This window comes from Streptomyces ovatisporus, from assembly GCF_042653885.1.
Classification (GTDB): domain Bacteria; phylum Actinomycetota; class Actinomycetes; order Streptomycetales; family Streptomycetaceae; genus Streptomyces; species Streptomyces ovatisporus.
Window position 1 is genome coordinate 678,807 of record NZ_JBHSFH010000003.1, and the last position, 18,828, is coordinate 697,634.

Annotated in this window: 16 protein-coding genes; 9 read left to right on the forward strand and 7 right to left on the reverse strand. The window is 72.6% G+C overall.

Features of this window, described 5'->3' with window-relative positions; all coding sequences use genetic code 11:
- The first annotated feature begins 214 nt into the window (after window positions 1-214).
- Complete coding sequence (locus ACFPA8_RS04500; RefSeq protein WP_386442541.1) at window positions 215-994, forward strand: snapalysin family zinc-dependent metalloprotease; 780 nt, start codon at window positions 215-217, stop codon at window positions 992-994.
- Window positions 995-1,008: 14 nt separating this feature from the next.
- Here ACFPA8_RS04500 and ACFPA8_RS04505 read toward each other — a convergent pair whose 3' ends face one another.
- Window positions 1,009-1,719 (reverse strand): GNAT family N-acetyltransferase, encoded by a 711-nt coding sequence (locus ACFPA8_RS04505; protein WP_386442544.1) that lies wholly within the window; start codon window positions 1,717-1,719, stop codon window positions 1,009-1,011.
- A gap of 238 nt (window positions 1,720-1,957) precedes the next feature.
- On the opposite strand from ACFPA8_RS04505, the gene ACFPA8_RS04510 reads away from it, so the two are divergent.
- From ACFPA8_RS04510 to ACFPA8_RS04525, 4 genes are all read left to right on the forward strand, one after another.
- Window positions 1,958-2,596 carry a TetR/AcrR family transcriptional regulator gene (locus ACFPA8_RS04510; protein ID WP_386442547.1) on the forward strand — a complete coding sequence of 213 codons (639 nt, stop codon included), beginning with the start codon at window positions 1,958-1,960 and terminating at the stop codon, window positions 2,594-2,596.
- Window positions 2,597-2,681: 85 nt separating this feature from the next.
- On the forward strand, window positions 2,682-3,491 hold the full coding sequence (locus tag ACFPA8_RS04515; RefSeq protein WP_386442550.1) for an ABC transporter ATP-binding protein: 810 nt from the start codon (window positions 2,682-2,684) through the stop codon (window positions 3,489-3,491).
- 6 nt (window positions 3,492-3,497) lie between these two features.
- Window positions 3,498-5,867, forward strand: coding sequence for an ABC transporter permease (locus ACFPA8_RS04520; protein ID WP_386442552.1), 2,370 nt, complete (start codon window positions 3,498-3,500; stop codon window positions 5,865-5,867).
- Between the two features lie 328 nt (window positions 5,868-6,195).
- Window positions 6,196-6,828, forward strand: a complete 633-nt coding sequence (locus ACFPA8_RS04525; protein ID WP_386442555.1) for a LysM peptidoglycan-binding domain-containing protein — start codon at window positions 6,196-6,198, stop codon at window positions 6,826-6,828.
- Between the two features lie 620 nt (window positions 6,829-7,448).
- Here ACFPA8_RS04525 and ACFPA8_RS04530 read toward each other — a convergent pair.
- Entirely contained in the window at window positions 7,449-8,642 is a 1,194-nt protein-coding gene (locus ACFPA8_RS04530) for a PucR family transcriptional regulator (protein ID WP_386442557.1), read from the reverse strand.
- Window positions 8,643-8,862: 220 nt separating this feature from the next.
- Here ACFPA8_RS04530 and nhaA point away from each other — a divergent pair, with 220 nt between their 5' ends.
- On the forward strand, window positions 8,863-10,404 hold the full coding sequence (nhaA, locus tag ACFPA8_RS04535; protein WP_386442559.1) for a Na+/H+ antiporter NhaA: 1,542 nt from the start codon (window positions 8,863-8,865) through the stop codon (window positions 10,402-10,404).
- Here nhaA and ACFPA8_RS04540 read toward each other — a convergent pair.
- A complete protein-coding gene (locus ACFPA8_RS04540) occupies window positions 10,401-11,483 on the reverse strand; it encodes a hypothetical protein (protein WP_386442561.1) in 1,083 nt (360 codons plus the stop codon). The genes nhaA and ACFPA8_RS04540 overlap by 4 nt on opposite strands.
- A gap of 156 nt (window positions 11,484-11,639) precedes the next feature.
- Between ACFPA8_RS04540 and ACFPA8_RS04545 the strand changes: the two genes are divergently transcribed.
- Window positions 11,640-12,251 carry a TetR/AcrR family transcriptional regulator gene (locus tag ACFPA8_RS04545; protein WP_386442564.1) on the forward strand — a complete coding sequence of 204 codons (612 nt, stop codon included), beginning with the start codon at window positions 11,640-11,642 and terminating at the stop codon, window positions 12,249-12,251.
- A 112-nt stretch (window positions 12,252-12,363) separates the two neighbouring features.
- Here the strand turns inward: ACFPA8_RS04545 and ACFPA8_RS04550 are convergent, their stop codons facing one another.
- The gene (locus ACFPA8_RS04550; RefSeq protein ID WP_386442567.1) at window positions 12,364-12,930 is read right to left on the reverse strand and encodes a dihydrofolate reductase family protein; all 567 of its coding nucleotides are present in this window, start codon (window positions 12,928-12,930) and stop codon (window positions 12,364-12,366) included.
- 5 nt (window positions 12,931-12,935) lie between these two features.
- Window positions 12,936-13,337 (reverse strand): nuclear transport factor 2 family protein, encoded by a 402-nt coding sequence (locus tag ACFPA8_RS04555; RefSeq protein ID WP_386442570.1) that lies wholly within the window; start codon window positions 13,335-13,337, stop codon window positions 12,936-12,938.
- Here ACFPA8_RS04555 and ACFPA8_RS04560 point away from each other — a divergent pair.
- Window positions 13,336-14,370 (forward strand): ATP-dependent DNA ligase, encoded by a 1,035-nt coding sequence (locus ACFPA8_RS04560; protein WP_386442573.1) that lies wholly within the window; start codon window positions 13,336-13,338, stop codon window positions 14,368-14,370. The two genes, ACFPA8_RS04555 and ACFPA8_RS04560, sit on opposite strands and share 2 nt — an antisense overlap.
- A 160-nt stretch (window positions 14,371-14,530) precedes the next feature.
- Here ACFPA8_RS04560 and ACFPA8_RS04565 read toward each other — a convergent pair whose 3' ends face one another.
- Window positions 14,531-16,750 carry an FUSC family protein gene (locus tag ACFPA8_RS04565; protein ID WP_386442575.1) on the reverse strand — a complete coding sequence of 740 codons (2,220 nt, stop codon included), beginning with the start codon at window positions 16,748-16,750 and terminating at the stop codon, window positions 14,531-14,533.
- A gap of 246 nt (window positions 16,751-16,996) precedes the next feature.
- Here ACFPA8_RS04565 and ACFPA8_RS04570 point away from each other — a divergent pair, with 246 nt between their 5' ends.
- The gene (locus tag ACFPA8_RS04570) at window positions 16,997-17,497 is read left to right on the forward strand and encodes a GyrI-like domain-containing protein (protein WP_386442578.1); all 501 of its coding nucleotides are present in this window, start codon (window positions 16,997-16,999) and stop codon (window positions 17,495-17,497) included.
- 168 nt (window positions 17,498-17,665) lie between these two features.
- Here ACFPA8_RS04570 and ACFPA8_RS04575 read toward each other — a convergent pair whose 3' ends face one another.
- Window positions 17,666-18,814 carry a serine hydrolase domain-containing protein gene (locus ACFPA8_RS04575; protein ID WP_386442579.1) on the reverse strand — a complete coding sequence of 383 codons (1,149 nt, stop codon included), beginning with the start codon at window positions 18,812-18,814 and terminating at the stop codon, window positions 17,666-17,668.
- Window positions 18,815-18,828: the final 14 nt, after the last annotated feature.

The window sequence follows — 18,828 nt, forward strand, 5'->3', positions numbered from 1 at the left end:
TCGCTTCCTTGTGTGAGGTGACACGAATCCCCCGCCAAGAGCCATCCGACCCGCTAGTAATGTCATGCACATCAACTCACCCGGCAGGAAGCGGATCCCCCGCTCCGCCGGTGAGTGGCGAACAACTGCGGGACCGCCTCATCAGGCAGTGCTCCGAGCCCCGCAGCAGGCACCCCCCTTGACAACGGACCTGACCCTGCAGGGAGATGCACCGATGCGTAGCGGACTGAACAGACGGGCGACGGCATGCATGCCCCTGGCGATGCTGGCCCTGGCAGCCTGCGGCACCGAGGAACCCCAAGGCGCCCCCGCTCCGGAGGTCGGGAGCGCCACCTCCATCGACGGGGAGCTGGGGGACTCGGCCGGGACACGCCCCGGCCAGGACTCGTCCGGCGTGAGCCGCGACGGAACGGACACACGGGGGAAGGGCGACATCGGTGAGTCGGCCGGTACGGGAGCCTCCGTCCGGCAGGGCGGTGACGGCGAAGGCAGCGCGGCGGTCTGGCCCGTGGACGACGTGGTCGGCGCCGTCCCGCGGACCGCACCGCGGACGGGCACGTCCGGCCAGGGGTCGGGGGACGCGTCGGTCGTGACCTACGACGCCCGCTCGGCAGGCGAGTACGCGGACGCGATACGCACCGCGGCGGCATCGTGGAACGACCGGATGCGCAACGTCCGCCTGCGGCCCGCCTCCGGCGGCGAGAAGGCGGGCATCCGCATCGTCGTCGTCAGAGGCTGGCCTGGCGCCGACCCGGCGGGCCTGACCCTCGGCCGCGGGACCGTCGAGATCGGCCGCGAGGCGCTCAACCAGGGACACGACCCGGCACGAGTGGTGGCGCACGAGTTCGGCCACTTGCTCGGGCTCGAGGACAGGCAGCCCGGCCCGTGCTCCAGCCTGATGTCCGGCAAGTCGCCGGGGACGCGCTGCACCAACCCGTATCCCAGCGCGGCGGAAGTCCGCCAGGTCGAAGCGAACTTCGGCACCGCCGGCTGAGACGAAGGTTCCCGTCAGGAACTGCCGGACTCCTGCGGCGAGTTGTTTCCGCTCCCGCTCCGGGACCCACCGTGAGGGGGAACCTCCGGGCTCCACACCATCGTCCGCTGGTGCACGCGCTTCCCGTCGTGCCGCAGGCCCGGGACGGCGGGCGCCGGACCGTACTCGGTGAAACCCATGCGCTGGAAGAACCGCACTGCCCTGGTGTTCTCGACGACGGTCTGCAGGTGGCATCCGCGCGAGCCGGTCTCTCTCAGCCGCTCGAACCAGCGGTTCATCAGGCCGTCCGCGGCACCTGTGCCCCTCGCCGCGGACGCCACGTTGATGTGCAGATGCGCAGGCCACCGGTCGTCGACGAAGTCGTCCGCGGTGGGCTCCCGGCGGACCGCGGCCCGCGCCAGGTCGGCCATGCTCCGCGCGAAGAAGGCCGCGGGCCGGCGCCGGAAGATCAACCGGTGCTTGCGGATGGCCTCGGTCATGAGGTCGCCCTGGCCGGGGAACGCCGAGGTGTCCAGGCAGCCCGCCAGATACCCCACCAGTTCGCCGTGGACGTCCGCCACGAAGAGCGAGTCCGGCACCAGGTCCATGTACGGGGCGAGGTAGATCGCCGCTTCCGACTCCTCGTGGCCCCAGAGCGAGGCGGTAGGGGCGCCCTCGCCCGCCCGGCTGAAGAGCTCGCGCAAAGCCGGGCGGTCGGCCTCCTCGAAAGCACGGATCTCCGTCACGTCCCGACCATCCCCCGGCCTCTGCCCGTCCGATCAGCTCATTCTGGCACGGCCGGGCCGCCTGCAAGATCGCTGCCGGAGGCCTCGGAGGCCGGGGCTGGCGCACCCGTGCTCGGCACGGCTATAGTTTTGGACGTTCGCCCAAGACGTACGCCCAATACGTACGTCCAATGCAGATGCCCAAGACGTACGCCCAAGACGTGACCCCCAGACGGTGCAAGCCCCAGTTGGAGTGAAGATGACCCCGACCTCGTCGGAACGCGGCCAGGAGACGCGGCAGCGCCTGCTCGACGCCGCTGCGCAGCTCATCGTCGAGGACGGCTGGGGCGCGGTGACGACACGGCGTGCGGCCGACCGGGCAGGTCTGCGCCCGGGGCTGGTGCACTACCACTTCCGCACGGTCGAGGACCTGCTCGTCGAAGCCTCGCTGGCCGCCGCCCGGCGCGAGGTCGACTCGGCGGCGGAACTGCTTTCCGCGACCGCCGATCCGGGCGAGGGCGTCACGCAGGTGCTGGAGATGATGTCGTCCTACTCCGCTGCCGACCCCTCGACGATCCTCTTCAGCGAGATGCTGCTCGCCTCGACCCGTGTCGAGCGGCTCCGCGGAGAGCTGGCGGAGCTACTGGGCGTGTGGCGGAGGGCGGTCGCCGACTGGCTCAGATCTGTCGACGCCCCGTCCGCAGGGGGCGGCCTGACGGACGGAGCCGAGGCACCGGCCCGCGCGGACGAGCACTACGAGGCGACCGCCGTACTGCTCGGTGCCGCGCTCGACGGGCTCGTGCTCCACCGCCTGATCGACCCCGCGCTCGCGGAGATCTCCGTGACGGACCAGCTCGCCAGGCTCGCCGGCGCCCGGGACGGAACCGGCCGGGGCTGAAGTCCCGCGGCACGGCCACGCCGGAGGACGGCGCCCGCAGCGCCCCTCCGCAGCACCCGCACCACATCCATCCGAGGAGGTACCCGTGGCACGTACGACCCCGACCGGCGGCGACGCCGTCGCGAACCCGGCCGGCACGGTCAGAGCCGCTGCCGGAGCAGCCGCCGGAGCTGCCGCCGCGCCGGCTGCCCGCGGGGGCGTCCGGCTCCGCGGCGTGACCAAGACCTACGGAGCCGGTGAGGCCGCCGTCCACGCCCTGCGAGGGGTCGATCTGCACGTCGAGCCCGGAGAACTGGTCGTCGTGCTCGGCCCGAGCGGCTCGGGGAAGACGACACTGCTGAACGTCCTCGGTGGGATCGAAGCGCCGGACGGCGGTTCCGCCGAGGTCTCGGGGGTGGAACTGACGGGGCGCCGCCCCCGCGAACTGGCCGGTTTCCGGCGTGAACACATCGGATTCGTCTTCCAGTTCTTCAACCTCGTACCCACTCTGACGGCCCGCGAGAACGTCGAGGTCATGGTCGAACTCACCGGCCGCGGCGAACGCCGGGAGGCGGTGGGGCTGCTGGAGTCCGTCGGGCTCGGCGACCGGCTCGACTCCTTCCCCGCGCAGCTCTCCGGCGGTCAGCAGCAGCGCGTCGCGATAGCCCGCGCCCTTGCCACCGACCCCGATCTGCTGCTCGCCGACGAGCCCACGGGAGCACTCGACGTCGCCACGGGCAAGTCGGTCCTGCGGCTGCTCCAGCAGACCAACCGGGAGGGCAGGGGCGTGCTGATGGTCACGCACAACGCCGCCATCGCGCAGATCGCCCACCGCGTGGTGACCATGCGGGACGGCCGGGTGGAATCGGTCGAGGTCGACGCCGCCCCCGCCGACGTCGCCGCTGTGGAGTGGTGAGCCGCCGTGAACCGGATCCTGCTGACGAAGACCAGGCGTGATCTTCGGCGCCGGCTGCCGCAGTTCGCCGCCGTAGGGGTGACCGTGCTGATCGGCGTGATGCTCTTCGTCGCCGGCTACGACGCCTACCGCAACCTCGGCTCCAGCTACGAACACACCTACTCCCGCATGCACTTCGCGGACCTGACGGCCTCCGGCGGCGACCCGTCGGAAGTCGCCGCCGCGGCACGCGCGGAACACGGTGTGTCGGACGTCGCCACCCGCACCCAGGGACGGGCGCCGGTGCGCTTCGGGGACGATGAACTGCTCGGCCGTGTCGCCGGGTTGCCGCCCGGTGCGCAGCCGGCCGTCAACAAGGTCGACGTGATCGCGGGGCACTACCCGAGGCGCGGCGACGACCACGGCGTCCTGATCGAGCGGCACACCGCGGAGACCTTCGGCCTCGCCCCCGGCGACTCTTCGGAGATCTTCGACGGTGAGCGCTGGCACACGGTGACCGTTCGGGGCGTGGCCGACTCGCCCGAGTACCTCTGGCCGGCCCTGAGCCGTCAGCAAGTGGTGGGCGACCCGCACAGCTTCGCCGTGGTCTTCGCGCCCCAGCCGTCCCTGCGGAAGCTCGCGGGCGGCGCTTCCATGACGAGTCAGACCCTGGTACGTCTGACCGCCGGCGCCCGTGACGGCGGGGGCGGCGCCGAGGAGCGTGTCGCGGAGCGGATGCGCGCCGCCGGAGCCTCCGAGGTGCAGCCCCGCTCGGAACACCCCTCCCACTCGGCCCTCAACGAGGACCTCAAGGGGTTCTCCCAACTCTCCGTCGCCTTCCCGGTGTTGTTCCTCGCCGCGGCAGCCGTCGCCGCGTACGTCCTGATCACCCGCCTGGTGCTCGCCGAGCGGAAGGTGATCGCCACGTTCCTCGCCGCCGGGGTGCCGCGGACGACCGTGGCACGGCACTACCTCGGGCACGGCGTGCTCGCCGGCACGGGCGGCGCCGTGCTGGGCGTCGCGCTGGGCGCAGCGGCGACGACGGCGATGACGCACGCCTACACCGCCGAGATCGGGATTCCCTACACGCTGGTCGAGCACCGTCCGGGTGTGATGGTGACGGGCGCGCTCTTCGGAGTGCTCGTCGGGCTGGTGGGCGGCGCGGCCCCGGCATGGGCCACGACGAGGACCGCCCCTGCCGAGGCCATGCGCGGTGACGGCGGCTCGCTGCGGCAACCGGGGCGGTGGGACAGGGCGCTGGCGCGTGCCCGCCTGCTGCCGCTGACGCTCCGGCTCTCCCTGCGCGAACTGGGCCGCAGCCGGCGTCGCACTCTCGCGACGATGCTGGGCAGCGTGCTGGCGCTCGTGCTCGTGCTCACCTCGGCCGGCATGGCCGGCAGCATGAAGGCTGCCATGGACGTGCAGTTCGGCGAAGTGCAGCGTGAGGACGCCACCGTCACCGCGGACCCGCGCGCACCGGACCCGCGGCGGGCGCTGCGCGGCATCGACGGGGTGGAGGCTGTCGAGTCCGTGACGACCGTCCAGGTCACGGCCGGGGGCGGCGACGGCTCGTACAGCACTTCGCTGACGGGATACAGCCCTGGAACGGGGATGCACGGATTCCGTACGCCGGGCGGCGGGGAGCGCCGGCTGCCCGCGGACGGCGGCGTCCTGGCGGGGAAGGGCCTCGCGGACCGACTGCACCTCTCGCCCGGCGACCGCGTCGTCCTGCGCGCCGCCGACGGCCGGAAGAAGCAGGTGCGGCTCGCCGGACTCGTCGACGAACCGATGGGCTCGGCGCTCTACGCCACGCGGGCCACCGTCGAGGAGGCGACGGGCACACCGGCCAACGGATACGCGCTGCGCTTCGCTCCGGGTGCGGACGCGCCCGACCCGGACCGGGTCCGTCAGGCCGCCACAGCGGTCGAGGGCGTCGTCGCCTACGCCGATTCCCAGGCCGTGGAGCGGCAGATCGACCGCTACATGGCGCTGTTCTGGGTGTTCGTGGGCGTGATGCTGCTCCTCGGCGGAGTGCTGGCACTGACCGTCGTCTACGTGACGATGACCGTCAACATCGCCGAACGTACGGCCGAGTTGGCCACACTCCGCGCCTCGGGCGTGTCCTTGCGCCGCATCGCCGCACTGCTCGCCGCCGAGAACCTGGCCGCCACGCTGCTGGCGGTGCCGGTCGGCCTCGCCGCGGGGTTCGCCGCGGCGTGGCAGTTCCTGAACTCCTTCAACAGCGACATGCTGTCGCTGGAACTGGAGATCGGGTGGCCCCTCGCGACGGGGGCCGGTCTCGCGGTGGCGGGCGCTTCGCTGCTGTCACAGATCCCGGCCGTACGGGCTGTGCAGCGGCTCGACATCGCCCGCGTCGTCCGCGAAAGAGCGGGCTGAGCACGCGGGCCGCTGCACCCGCGAGAACCACGGCGCACACGCCGGCTCCTCGGCCCCTTGGCCGACCGCGCCCGGACAACTCCCATATCGCGCACACGACTTGCGGACAGTGTGACCCTTCTCTCCGGTGCGCCCCACCGACGTCCGATTGTCCGCTTCGCACCTCTCAAGTTGACCTGCACAGATGGTGGTTCTTGACAGCTTCCGTCAACTGATGGATCACTCTTGACGGTTTTGCCCCTCCGGTCACGTGTGCTTACGGTCGCCACCGCTCGAACGTTCGCCACGAACCCTGTGGCGGACACCGCGATCGTTAGGAACTTTCACCATGCTGTTCTCCGGCAAGGGCCGTGACCGTGGGCCCGTCAAGGCCGCACGCCTCGCCGTCCTCACCGGTGTCGCCGGTGCCGCTGTCGCCCTCCCTATGGTGACCGCGCCCGGCGCGCAGGCCGCCTCCGTCGGCACCTGGGAGAAGGTCGCCGAGTGCGAATCCAGCGGCGACTGGCAGGCGAACACCGGCAACGGCTACTACGGCGGCCTGCAGTTCTCCGCATCGAGCTGGCAGGCCGCCGGCGGTACGCAGTACGCGCCACGCGCCGACCAGGCGAGCAAGGAACAACAGATCGCCACCGCCGAGAAGCTGCTCGACCAGCAGGGTCCGGGCGCCTGGGCCTGCGCGGGCGAGGGCGGCCTGACCTCCGGCGGCGCTCCCGCCGAGGTCGACCCCGGCAGCGGCGACGGCCAGGACTCCGGTACGGACTCCGGCTCGCAGCAGAGCGAGCCGAACCACGAGACACAGGGAGCCGGCGAGGGCGGCTACACCGTGAAGCCCGGGGACACCCTGGCTTCCATCGCGTCCTCCCACGGCGTCGGCCTGAAGCAGCTGTACGAGGACAACGAGTCCGTCATCGGCGGCGACGTCGACCTGATCCTTCCGGGTCAGAAGCTGCAGGTCGGCTGAGGCCGCACCCCTGCGACGCGCGCAGCCCCGTGCTGCGCTCCGGTACGGCCGCGGCCCGCGCTCATTCCCCCGAGAGCGCGGGCCGCGGCGCGTCCGGCTGCTGCCGGACTCCTCCGGGCCCTCCGTGCGTCCGGCCCGCAGAGATTCACCCCCCGGGAACCTCGGCGGACCGGACGACACAAGTGCGCCGACCCGGAAACCGGCGACCGCCAGAGCCAGTGGCTCACACGGCACCCCCGCACCGTCCCCCGGGCCGCACACCCCCTCCCCGCGCACCCCGTCGACGCGCCGGAGCCGATGCCCTCACCCCCGTCGAGGGCATCGGCTCACCCCGTCCCACCAGCACGAAGCCCGTGGCCCGGAGCCCGGCCGCCGGCCGGGAGGGGGGAGAGCGATACGGCTCCGCCCGTCCTCCCGGCCTTCCCGGCCGGTTGCGGCGCACGCACATCGTGACACTGGTGAGTGCAAGCGCACATTGCCAGAACCCGGCAATTTTCAACGCCGGTTGATGTCCGGGGCGCACGTCGGCAGCGCCCGGTTCCGTACACGTCGGCAGGCGGACCAGCAGTGGCCGGACCGTGCCGGGCTCCCCGCGCGGGAACCGCAGACGCGACGGCCCGTCACAGTTCGTTCTCGGGCCACCCCAGCAGGCGCGCGCCCATGACCGCCGCCTCCAGAGTGAAGCGCTGCAGCGGTTCGGCGGGCGAATAACCCGTCAGGGTGCGGATGCGCTCCAGCCGGTAGGAGAGCGTGCGGACGCTCAGTCCCAGCCGACGTGCCGCCTCGGCGTTGACGTAGCCCGCCGCCGCGCAGACAGAGAGCGTCTCCAGCAGGGGCGCCGCACCGCCCCGCGCCTTCGTCAACGGCCCCAGCACCGTCCCGACCAGGTCGGCCATCGCCGCGCGGTCCCGCAGCAGCACCGGGAAGACCAGCAGCTCCGAAGCGCTCAACCGCACGCCTTCGAGGCCCAGTTGGCCTGCGAGTTCGAGCGTGCCCAGAGCCTCCTCGTAACTGCGCACCACGCCGCCCGCACCCGAGTGCTCCCGGCCGACCGCGACCCTCTCCGCCGCCGGATACCCGGCGCCCGGATGCTCGGCGAGTTTCGCGAAGTGGTCGAGCACGTCACGGTCGTTGCTGGAGGCGATGCACACCAGGCGCCCGTCCTTGGTGGCCAGCAGCACATCCCGCGCTCCGAAGCGGCCCAGCAGCTCCCGCTCGATACGCCGGACAGTGCGGTGCACGTCGTCGTACCTCTCGGAACCGGCCGCCACCGCCACCGCGTGGACGCCCGCGAGCCGCAGCCCGAAACGCTGGGCCCGCTCCGCCAGCCGTCCCATGTCGCTGCGCCCGTAGAGCAGGTCGTCGACGAACTCCCGCCGCTCGTTCTCCTCCTGCCGCATCGCGAGCCGCTGGGCGTGCTCGTGCCCTTCGCCGAGCGCGCTCACCGCCGCCTCGACCGCGCCGAGGAGCGCATCGCCCGTCCGGGCACGCTCCCCGGCCGTGCCCGCGCGGGCGACACCCGGCAGCTCCCCCCACAGCCGGCGCGTCTGTCCCAGGTAGAGGCCGACGAGCTCGCGCAGGTGCAGGCCCCGCTCGGCGGCCCTCTCGCCCAGGGCGCGGAAGCCGTCCAGCTCGTCCCTGCGCAGCAGCCGCCCCGTCTGCGACACCTCGGCCAGCAGCCGCGGGTAGTCGCCGACGAAGTCCTCGTCCTCGCGGCCGTCCCCGCCGTCGGCGGCAGCCCCGGTGCCCGCGCCGGACCCGCCGGACTGGTTCGCCCGTCCCCCGGGCTCTCCTTCTGGTCCGATGCCGGCCATCGCTCCCACTCCCCGCTCCGCCTCACGGCCAGTGTCCGTACGTCTCCTGAGCTGCGGCCACAGCGTATGCGAGCTGCGCGAGAAGCATCAGATGACGAGAACAGGAGGGGAGGGTACGGTGTCCGTACCACGTCAAGATCGACGTGCGAGGGTGTGCCGGGAAGTCTGGTCGGCGGCGCTTACGAGCGTCTACGCCGCTCCCGACCCCGGAGACGCACAGATGCCGGACAGCTCCCGCCCCCGCACTGCCCCGCTCTTCTCCCGTCCCTCCGCGCGGGAACGCCGTTGGCTGACCGAGGCGCTGCGCACCGAGACCGTCGGCGGCATGGTGCTGCTGGCCGCGGCGCTCGTGGCACTGATCTGGGCGAACACACCGCTGAGCGACTCCTACGAGGCCGTACGCTCCTTCCACTTCGGCATCCCCGCGCTCGGCCTCGACCTGTCCGTGGAGCACTGGGCTTCCGACGGCGTCCTCACGCTCTTCTTCTTCGTCGCCGGCATCGAGCTGAAGAGGGAACTGGTCACAGGGGAGCTGCGCAATCCGGCCGCCGCCGCGCTGCCCGTGGTCGCCGCGCTGTCGGGCATGGCCGTCCCGGCGCTCTTCTACCTCGCCACGAACCTGGCCGGCGGCGGGCGGCTGAGCGGCTGGGCCGTGCCGATGGCCACCGACATCGCCTTCGCGCTGGGCGTCCTGGCCGTCATCGGCACCCATCTGCCGGCCGGCATCCGGGCGTTCCTGCTGACCCTCGCCATCGTCGACGACCTGGGCGCCATCGTCGTCATCGCCCTCTTCTTCACCTCCACCCTCAACTGGGCGGCCCTGGCAGGCGCGTTGGCGGGCCTCGTGCTCTTCCGGGTACTGCACGTCAACCTGCGCGTGCGCGGCTGGTACGTGTACGTACCGCTGGCGCTCGTCATCTGGGGCCTGATGTACAACAGCGGAGTGCACGCCACCATCTCGGGCGTGGCCATGGGCATGCTGCTCAGCTGCCGTCCCCGCGGGGGCGCCCGTACGTCCGGCAGCACCGGAACGCCCGGCGCCGCCGAAGCCGGGGAGTCCTCGCAGACCCCGGACGCCGGCGGCACATCCGTGGCGGACGACGAACCCGCTTCCCCCGCCGAGGAGATCGAGCACCGGCTGCGTCCGCTCTCCGCGGGCTTCGCCGTGCCGGTCTTCGCTCTCTTCGCCGCCGGGGTCGCCATATCCGGTCCCGCGCTCGCCGACGTCTTCCGCGACCCCGAGCCCCTCGGCGTCGTACTGGGACTGTTCCTCGGCAAGCTCGTCGGCGTCTTCGGCGGTACCTACCTCGCCGCCCGGTTCACCCGTGCCCGGCTCGACCCGGCGCTGTCCTGGTCGGACGTCTTCGGCATCTCGATGCTCGCGGGAATCGGGTTCACCGTCTCTCTGCTGATCGCCGAACTCGCGTTCACCCAGGACGCGGTGACGGAGCACGTGAAAGCCGCCGTGCTCATCGGTTCGCTGCTGGCGGCCATCGCGGCTTGCGTACTGCTGAAGCTGCGCGACGCGAAGTACCGGGCGCTGTGGGAGGAGGAGACCCGGGACGAGGACAAGGACACGGTCCCGGACATCGACCAGCCCGAAGACCCCGTGCGCCGCCCCGCGGAGGCCGCCCGGCGGGCGGCGGAACGTGCACGCGAGGAAGCGGAACGGGCCCGTGAGGAGGCGGAGGCCCACGGCTCCGCCGAGCAGCGCGGGCGCCGGGACGGCCGGCCCGGCGGCGGGAATTCCGAGCAGGACTAAGAGGCGCCCGGCAGCGCCTCGTCCCTCCGCACCCGTCGCCCGGCCCAGGCGAGCAGGCCGAGCACGCCGAGGGTGAGCGCCGTGTTCACCGCGTACTTGACCGCGTAGGACGGGTCGCCGAGCGGCTCGACGAAGAAGGACAGCCCTGCCCGTACGAGGAGAGCCGCACCGGCGACCGCCAGTACGTGCGCGCGACGCCAGGAGGCATCACCGGACGCGAGCAGCAGATACCCGGCGAGGAGCGACAGCACGAGGACGTCGACCGCGACGGCCGTCCACGACATGGGCAGCATCTGGTCGGTGGCGAACACCGCCAGCGCACCCGCGCCCACCAGCCAGGGCGCGGGCACCGGCACGGGCACTGACGCGAGCAGGCGCACCGGCGTCCCGGGCCGCCCGGAGCCGCGACGCGGGAACGCGAACGCCGCGGCGATCAGCACGAGTACGACAGCGGCGGTCCCGGTCATCTCCGAAGGGGTCGCGCCGGGGCCGTCCACGTCGCTGTAGATGACGGCCGCGGCTGCCAGGTAGAGCAGCACCATCACGGAGAGGCCGGCCTTCCCCAGCCACGGCCTGTCGGCCGTCCTGGGGGCGCAGGACTCGACCACGGCGATGGGTGCGGCGAAGCTCCAGACGACATGGCCGCCGACCCAGTTCAGCAGGTTCTTCGCATCGATGCCGAGGCCGGGAACGGGGGTCCGGGGGCTCTCGGTCGCCCAGTCGGGGTCGTCGGGGTCGAACTCCAGATGGAACAGGCTCTGGTCGATCAGCCCCGCCTGTACGAGCCCGAACGCGGCACCCAGCAGGACGATCGTCGGCCAGCCCCGCCCGCACCGCCGGGTGACCTCGCGGATCAGGACGGCGACAGCGCCGTAGAGCGGGCCCAGTATCAGCAGCCCGGCCAGGAGCTGGAGGGGGCGGCCGACGGAGACGTCGTAGCCGATCAGGTACTCGGCACAGACCGGGGAGAGCAGCAGGAGCGCCCACGCGCAGGCCCATCGCCCGCGGCGCGTCCCGCGCCCGTCCGGCGGTCCGGCCCCGGGGAGCGCCGGGGTCGGGGACGCGGTAGGCGCGTTCATCAGGGCTCCAGGTGAAGAGACGGGACCGGCCGGGCCGGACGGGCCCGGACCACGCATGGAATCATAAACCGAGCACGCGGTCTATTAATGCGGCTCTATGCTTGCCGGGCCTGCCCGTAGTGCAGGGCACCGGAGACCGCCGCAGTGAGGGACGCCTTGAGAACTGTCGACCCAGCCAGGTTCCGGGCGCGGCGCCGGCACATCGTGGACGCCGCCGCCGCCCTGTTCGCCGCCAAGGGCTTCGAGCGGACCACCACCGCCGAGATCTGCAGGGCCGCGGGCATGAGCTCGGGCAACCTCTTCCACTACTTCCGCAACAAGCGCGCGATCTTCCACGCCGTTTTCGAGGAGGACGGAGAGGAGAAGGCCCGGCGTCTGGAGGAGGCCCGGTCCCGCGACGACCCGTGGGAGGGACTCCTGGAGATCGTGGATCTGCTGGCCGTACCGGCGACCGAACCGCTGGCCCCTCCCCTGGTCATGGAAGCCATGGTCCAGGCGTACCGCGACTCCGAGCTCGAAGAGCTGCTGAGCAGGGACAGCGCCGCCGAGCACGCCGCGATCGCCTCCGTGCTCAGGAAGGCGTCGGCGGCCGGGCGCACCGACCCCGGCCTGGACCCGGATCACGCCGCGTCCTGGGTCATGGCCCTCATCGCGTCGCTCTACACCAGCGCCGCGACCGACCCGTCGTTCACCCCGTCCGAGCAACTCCCCATGCTGCGCCTGATCCTGCGCCGGTTCCTCCTGGACGGGCGGGAGCACCGGAAGTAGCAGCGGCGGGCCCGCCGGCACGGAGCCGGACGCGCCCCGGTGCGGCCGCGCCCCGATACGGCCGGGCGCCGTGAGCCGTCGGCCGTCACGCCCCGGTGGCGGCCGACGTGCCCTAGCTGCGCTCGTGCCGCAGCAGGACGACGCCGTTGCGGAGGGTCCGTGTCCCGGCAAGCCGCAGTCCGGCCCTGGCGTCGTCCGGGCGGAAGAGGGCCCTGCCCCTGCCGAGCAGAACCGGATGGACGTAGAGGCGGTATTCGTCGATCAAGTCGTGCTCCCTGAAGACCGCCGCGAGAGTGGCGCCGCCCAGTGCCATGTCGCCGCCCGGCCGGGCCTTGAGCGCCAGGATCTCCTCGACGTCGACGGAACGGCGGAGCGTCGTGTTCCAGCCGAGCCCGGCGGGATCCAGCGTCCGGGAGAAGACGATCTTCGGCATGTCCCGCCAGATGCCGGCGAAGTCCTTCTCCGGCTCGGTGCTTGCGGGGTCGGCGTCGGCGGTGGGCCAGAAGCCGGCCATCAGCTCGTACGACACACGCCCGTCGAGGAAGGCGCTCATGCCCCTGAGCTCGTCGTTGAAGTGACGGTGCAGTTCGTCGTCGACCAGGTGCCAGTCGAGTTCGCCGTCCGGTCCCGCCATGAATCCGTCGAGCGACACCGACATCGCGACCACGATCCTGCCCATCGGTCTCAGCTCCTGTCCGGGAAGGAGTGGTGCTCGTGCGACACGAGCCAGCGCCCGTGCTCCTTGCGCAGCCCGATCGTCAGACGCAGCCGGCCCTCGGGGTGCTCGTGCAGATCCTTCTCCGTGCCGCAGCGCAGCAGGGCGTGCGCGAAGGCGACGTCCTCCCCCGCCGTCACGTCGAGGGAGACGATCTCGAACGAGGCTCCCTGCGCCTGCCACATGAAGAACGGGGGCCACGTCTCCCGGTAGCGGTCGATGCCCACCACGCCCTCCTCGGGCGGTGGGACGTCGAACATCACGATGTCGTCGGAGTGGTCGGCCAGCACGGCCTCCATGTCGCCCTCGTGCACGGCCTCGGCCCAGCGCTCGATCAGCGCTCTGATGTGTGTCTCGTCGTCACTGGTCATGGTGGTACGGACCGCCGAGGAGGTCACGATTCATCGCCGCCCGGGCGCCGGCCCGCGGCTCGGCCACCCCGGTGGCGTACGCGCCGGGCTGCGGCGTGGTCGCGGTGGCGCGGCAGCGCCGCCCCCGAAGCTGACCGCTGTGAGTGGTGCGCTCGTGGTGCGGTTGCCGGTGGAGCTGATGCGGCCGATTGCGGTCGAGACGATCCCCGGCGGTCCGGGCTGGCACCACTCCGTCAAGCTCGACGGATGGCGCGTCGCCGTCGCGGTCACCGAGGAGGGTGTACGCGTCCACTCCCGCAGCAAGCGGGACGTGACCCCGCAGTTTCCGGAACTGGCCGAGGCCGCGGCCGAGTTGGACGTGGGCACCGTCATCGACGGTGAAGCGGTCGTCTGGAGCGCGGAGCATCAGCGGTTCGACTTCGAGGCCCTGCAGTCCCGTGGCCTGGCCAGACGCCCGCGTCCGGGGGCGCCCGGGGCGATTCTCGTCGCCTTCGACCTGCTCGCCGTGCCCTGTACCGATCTGCGCCCCACCCCGCTGCGGACGCGGTGGCCGCGGCTGCGCGACGTCGTCGAACAGGCGGGCCCGGAGATCCAGATGGTGCTCTCCACCGACGACGCCGAGCAGGCCCGCGCATGGACGAGCGAACTGAGACCCCGGGGCGTCGAAGGCATCGTCTCCAAACGCTGGGACTCCGCCTACCGGCCCGGCGACCGGCGGGCCGCGTGGCGCAAGATGCGCACCAGCGACACGCTCGACGCGCAACTGCTCGGGGTGGTCGGCCCGGAACGCCGCCCCTGGTCCGCCGTCGTGGCACTGCCGGACGGGCGACGGGCCGTCACCACACCCCGGCTGGACCCGGTCTCCGCCTCACAGCTGGGGCGTGCGGTCGCCGGACGACTGGGCGAAGCGGTGCACGACGACGAACTGGACGTCCGCTGGCGGCCCTTGGCGGAGGCCATGACCGTGGAGGTCCGAGTACGCTCCGGCCGGGACACGCTGGTGCGGTACGCCCGTCTGCGAGCCGAGATGTGACGCGGGCGGCGCGGGGCGGACCGTCGGCAGCGTCAGCCGTCGGGCCCGGCCACCGAGCTCCGGCTCCCCTCCGCCCCTGAACTCCGCCTGTACGCGGCCCGGTTCTCCGTCCCGGAGGAAGGTTCCGTCCCGCAGGCCAAGGGCTCACCCCGCGGTCAGGTCACCTCGGGGCCACCGCCTCCGCGAGGTCTTCGAGGGCGTCCGCCATCAGATCGGCACTGCGCAGGGCGACCGAGGGCGAGGGCCGGTCCGCCTCCAGCTCCCACCAGTGCGACACCGCGGCGTGGACGGGGCCCCAGTCCGGCGGCTCGTTCTCGCGGACGGCCTTGTCCGCCGCCGGCAACGTCTCCCTCAGCGCCTCGGCGAACTCCGCTGCTCCGGCGCTGGGTTCGGCATCCCTCTCGGGCAGGTGCGCCTCCAGCAGCATGGTGACACGGCCCCCGGTGACCAGCGCTGCCTGTGCGTCGGAGGCGGAACGCCGCGAGAGCCGGCCCCGGTGGCGTACGGGTTCCGCGCCCGCGCGGGCAGCGGTCTCGTCCCATTCCAGGCGTGCGGCCCGGGTGTCCAGCAGAGCGTCGCGCACCTTGCGGTCCGGGTGCTCCGGCGCGGGGGTGCCCGCAGGACCGGGAGCGGCCCTCCGCGGGTCGGCGAAGCACTCCAGCACGGCGACGGTGTAACTCACCGTCGCCGAGAGCCAGTCGGCGAGCCGGTCCCGCAGCAGCGGCGTCTGCCACGCCGGGAAGACGGCGTAGCTCAGCATGGCCAGCGCGCCGCCGACCGCCGTCAGCCAGATGCGCTCCAGCACGGTCTGCGACCACGTCGATCCGGCGACCCCGAGCAGGAACACGACGTACGCGCCGATGCAGGCGGAGGTGATGGCGTAACCGGTGCGCATCAGCAGATACATGAGGCCGATGCTCACCACGGCCAGGGCCGCGCTCAGAGCGGGCGACGGGTGGACAAGGGCCGTCACCGTGCCGGCGACGGCCACCCCGAACAGCGTCCCCACGAGGCGGGCCACTCCGCGCTCGTACGTACGGGAGAAGTCCGGGCGCAGCACCATCACGGCGGTGAGCGGGACCCAGTAACCGTGCTCGGGAGGCAGGGACTTGCCGATCAGGTAGCCGAGGGCCACGACTGCCCCGACGCGGACGGCGTGCCGGCACACCGGCGACGACCAGCGCAGTTCACGCCGGAAGATGCGGAGCGCGAGAGGCACGAGCGCGGCCAGGGACGGCTGGTTCAAGTGCCGTGGCCGGCGTACGCCGCGGCGCTCCTCCTCCGCTTCGGGGTCCGCGTAGACGTCGGCGTCCTCGGCGCTGTCGGAACGCACGGGCATGTGCCAGGTCGCACGCGGGACGAGCGGGATGGAGCGGGTGATCTCGACGGGTTCCTCCGCCGCGTCCACGGCGTCCTCGGTCAGGGCGATCAGCCGCATGCCGGCTTTCCGCGCGGGCCCGTTCAACACCGGTCCCGTCTCCGGGACTTGCAGCACTTCGAGGGCGTCCTCCGGGATGCGCACGCGCTCGCCCCGCCGGATGGCGCGTGCCGTCGCGTCCAGTACGGTCGCCGCCGCCGAGAGCAACTCCCGTACCCGCTCGCGCTCCCGCCCCACCATGGGTGCCCCCAGGTACGGGTCGGCGAGCGAGGCCAGCACCGGCCGGAACCGCTCGGCGAGGCCCCGGTACCCGCCCAACTGGCGCGGGCGGCGCCGCGCCTGGCGCGGGGTGACGGCGGCGGCGCTCCTGGCCTTCATCAGCGGTTCGGGGTCGAAGGGGGCGCTGGGATCGTGCCGCAGGCGGCGCGCGTAGTCGGCGACACCGGCCAGTGCGTCGGCGAGCGCGTCACGCCGCTCGCCCCAGCGCCGTACCGGGAACAGCACGATCAGCGCCGCCTGCACGCACCCGCCGGCCGCGATGAGCGCCGCGTGCACGAGCGCGCCGAGCAGCGTGGTGGGCAGGGTGACGGTGACGAGCATGACCGCGACCGTCGACGCGGCCACGACGCCCGCCGTCGGCCCCACCCCCCACGCCATGCCGGCCATGAACGCCCATACGCCGAGCAGCAGTACGAACGCGGGAGGCTGCCCGGCGGCCAGAAACCCCACGAACGTGGAGAGGGCCAGCCCCGCCGCCGCGGACAGGGCCAGCACGGGACGAGGCCGCCAGCTCCGCTGGAACGTGGCCACGCCGGAGGAGAAGGCCCCGAAGGCGGAGGAGACGGCCAGCTCGGGCGACCCCGCCCACAGCGTCAGCCCGACGACGATGCCTACGCCGACCGCTCCGCGGAGCGCGATGAGCGGGTGGATCGCGGTGCGCTCGACCGACAGTCCCGCCCGGGCGGTCTCGCCGATCGCTCGGATCCAGGGCAGGGCCTTCATGCGCTCGAGGATACGGGGACGGCCGAGGTCGGAGGGGGGCGGTCCGCCGCCCCCGCGCAGTGGACGCCCCCTCTCAACACCGCTCTCCCGGCCCCCTGTCGGGGCGCCCGACATGGCACCCTGCCGGAACCCCGCTGTTGCCGATGAGTTTCGTGCGACCGGACGGTCGGCCTCTGGGGCATGAGCCCGAGCGCGTGCCTGCGTCCGAGCCCTTACCCACTCGCACTTCCACATGAGGAGAGAACGATGACCGGCAGCGCACCCGAGACCGGCCCCGGGCCCGGAGTCCGGCAGCCCGAACTCGTCACCGTCGAGCAGGCGACGACCGCCGTCGTCCGTGGTGTGGTTCCCACGGCAGAGCTGCGGAACTTCTTCGACGACTCGTTCCGCGAGCTGGCCGCCGCCGTATCGGTTCAGCAAGTCGCCGTCCAGGGGCCCGCGTTCGCGCTCTACCACGGAGCCCCGGGGGAGACGGCCGACCTGGAGGTCGGCTTCGTGACGGACCGCCCCGTCAAGCCCCGGGGCGATGTGGCCGCCGGTTCGCTCCCCGCGGCACGCGTCGCCCGCCTGCTCCACCTCGGCCCGTTCGACGGGCTGGGCGCTTCGTGGGGGCGGCTCGGTGCCTGGATCCGCGAGCAGGGACTGACGCCGGGAGAGGACCTGTGGGAGTGCTATCTCACCGAGCCCTCACCGGACATGGACCCGGACGACCTGCGCACCGAGCTCAACTGGCCGGTGACGGACTGACGTCCGGGGCGGCTGCCGGAGCCGGGGAGGGACGGGGCGGCGGCGTCCGGCGCCGCCCCGCCGGGAGGGGACGATGCCGTGGCCGAGCTCCACGGTGCCGTCACTCGGCGGTCGGGAGGCACCGCGATCCGTCCCGTCCGGACCGGGGAGCGGGCGGCAGCGTTCGACTCATGCCCCGGCCGCGTACCGCCAGAAGTCCCGCATCGGTTCGGGCGTGGTCGGTCCGGTCATCTGGAACTGGGTGAAGAGGATCGTGACGTCGCCGGTGGACGGGACGATGTGCCCCGCCGTACCGGTACCGCCGACCCAGCCGTAGCGGCCCGGCACGTTCCAGGGGTCGGTCCGCTCCACATCGACCGAGCCGCCGAAACCCCAGCCCTGGCCCTCCAGGAACAGCGACCGCTGTGCCCCGGTCAGGTGGTCGGTGGTCATCTGCCGCACCGACTCCGGCGACAGCACCCGACGGCCGCCGGCCTCCCCCTCGGCGACACCCTCGGCGAGCAGCATGCGGGCGAAGGAGTGCCAGTCGTCGACGGTGGACACCAGCCCGCCGCCACCGGACGGGAAAGCGGGCAACCTGCTCCACTCCCCTTCGGGCGGGTCGGCCAACTCGGTTCCGTCCACGCCCTGCCGGTAGAAGCTGGTGAACCGGTGGAGTTCGCCGGCCGGTACCGCGAACCCGGTGTCCACCATGCCGAGCGGCTCGAACAGCCGCTCGGCGAGGAAGTCCTGCAGCGGCGTGCCCGACGCACGGGCGACGAGGACGCCCTGGATGTCGGAGCAGACGTGGTAGAGCCAGCCCTCACCCGGCTGATGCAGGAGCGGGACGCGGGAGAGCTTCGCCATCCACTCGTCCGGCGGGGCGGCGACCTGGGGTTGCAGCGGGGCCATGTCCAGTTCGCTGAACAGCAGCTCGACGGCGGGCACTTCGAAGTCGGACGGAAAACCGTACCCGGCGCGGAACGTGAGCAGGTCGAAGACGGTGATCGGCCGGGACGCCGGTACCACGTCGTCGGCGGGACCGGACGGCCTGCGCACGACGACCGGGTTCGCCAGCTCCGGAAGCCACTCCGCGACCGGGTCCTCCAGCGCGAATCTGCCCTCCTCCACCAGCAGCATGACCGCGGCCGCCACGACGGGCTTCGTCAGCGACGCGATGCGGAAGATCGAGTCCCTGGTCATCGGGGTGGTGCCGGCAGCGTCGGTGAAGCCCACCGCCTGCACCTCCGTCCGCCCGCCACGGGCCACGAGGCCCACCGCTCCCGTTGCCCGTCCCGGGCCCACGTGATCCGCCAGGACGTCGTACAGCTCGCTCATCGCTTCCCTCCGGA

Excerpts from the sequence above, each read along its gene's own strand:
- ACFPA8_RS04500 (WP_386442541.1), top strand. The coding sequence starts at position 215 with ATGCGTAGCGGACTGAACAGACGGGCGACGGCATGCATGCCCCTGGCG.
- ACFPA8_RS04510 (WP_386442547.1), top strand. The coding sequence starts at position 1,958 with ATGACCCCGACCTCGTCGGAACGCGGCCAGGAGACGCGGCAGCGCCTG.
- ACFPA8_RS04525 (WP_386442555.1), top strand. The coding sequence starts at position 6,196 with ATGCTGTTCTCCGGCAAGGGCCGTGACCGTGGGCCCGTCAAGGCCGCA.
- ACFPA8_RS04530 (WP_386442557.1), bottom strand. The coding sequence starts at position 8,642 with ATGGCCGGCATCGGACCAGAAGGAGAGCCCGGGGGACGGGCGAACCAG.
- nhaA (WP_386442559.1), top strand. The coding sequence starts at position 8,863 with ATGCCGGACAGCTCCCGCCCCCGCACTGCCCCGCTCTTCTCCCGTCCC.
- ACFPA8_RS04540 (WP_386442561.1), bottom strand. The coding sequence starts at position 11,483 with ATGAACGCGCCTACCGCGTCCCCGACCCCGGCGCTCCCCGGGGCCGGA.
- ACFPA8_RS04550 (WP_386442567.1), bottom strand. The coding sequence starts at position 12,930 with ATGGGCAGGATCGTGGTCGCGATGTCGGTGTCGCTCGACGGATTCATG.
- ACFPA8_RS04560 (WP_386442573.1), top strand. The coding sequence starts at position 13,336 with ATGGTGGTACGGACCGCCGAGGAGGTCACGATTCATCGCCGCCCGGGC.
- ACFPA8_RS04555 (WP_386442570.1), bottom strand. The coding sequence starts at position 13,337 with ATGACCAGTGACGACGAGACACACATCAGAGCGCTGATCGAGCGCTGG.
- ACFPA8_RS04565 (WP_386442575.1), bottom strand. The coding sequence starts at position 16,750 with ATGAAGGCCCTGCCCTGGATCCGAGCGATCGGCGAGACCGCCCGGGCG.
- ACFPA8_RS04570 (WP_386442578.1), top strand. The coding sequence starts at position 16,997 with ATGACCGGCAGCGCACCCGAGACCGGCCCCGGGCCCGGAGTCCGGCAG.
- ACFPA8_RS04575 (WP_386442579.1), bottom strand. The coding sequence starts at position 18,814 with ATGAGCGAGCTGTACGACGTCCTGGCGGATCACGTGGGCCCGGGACGG.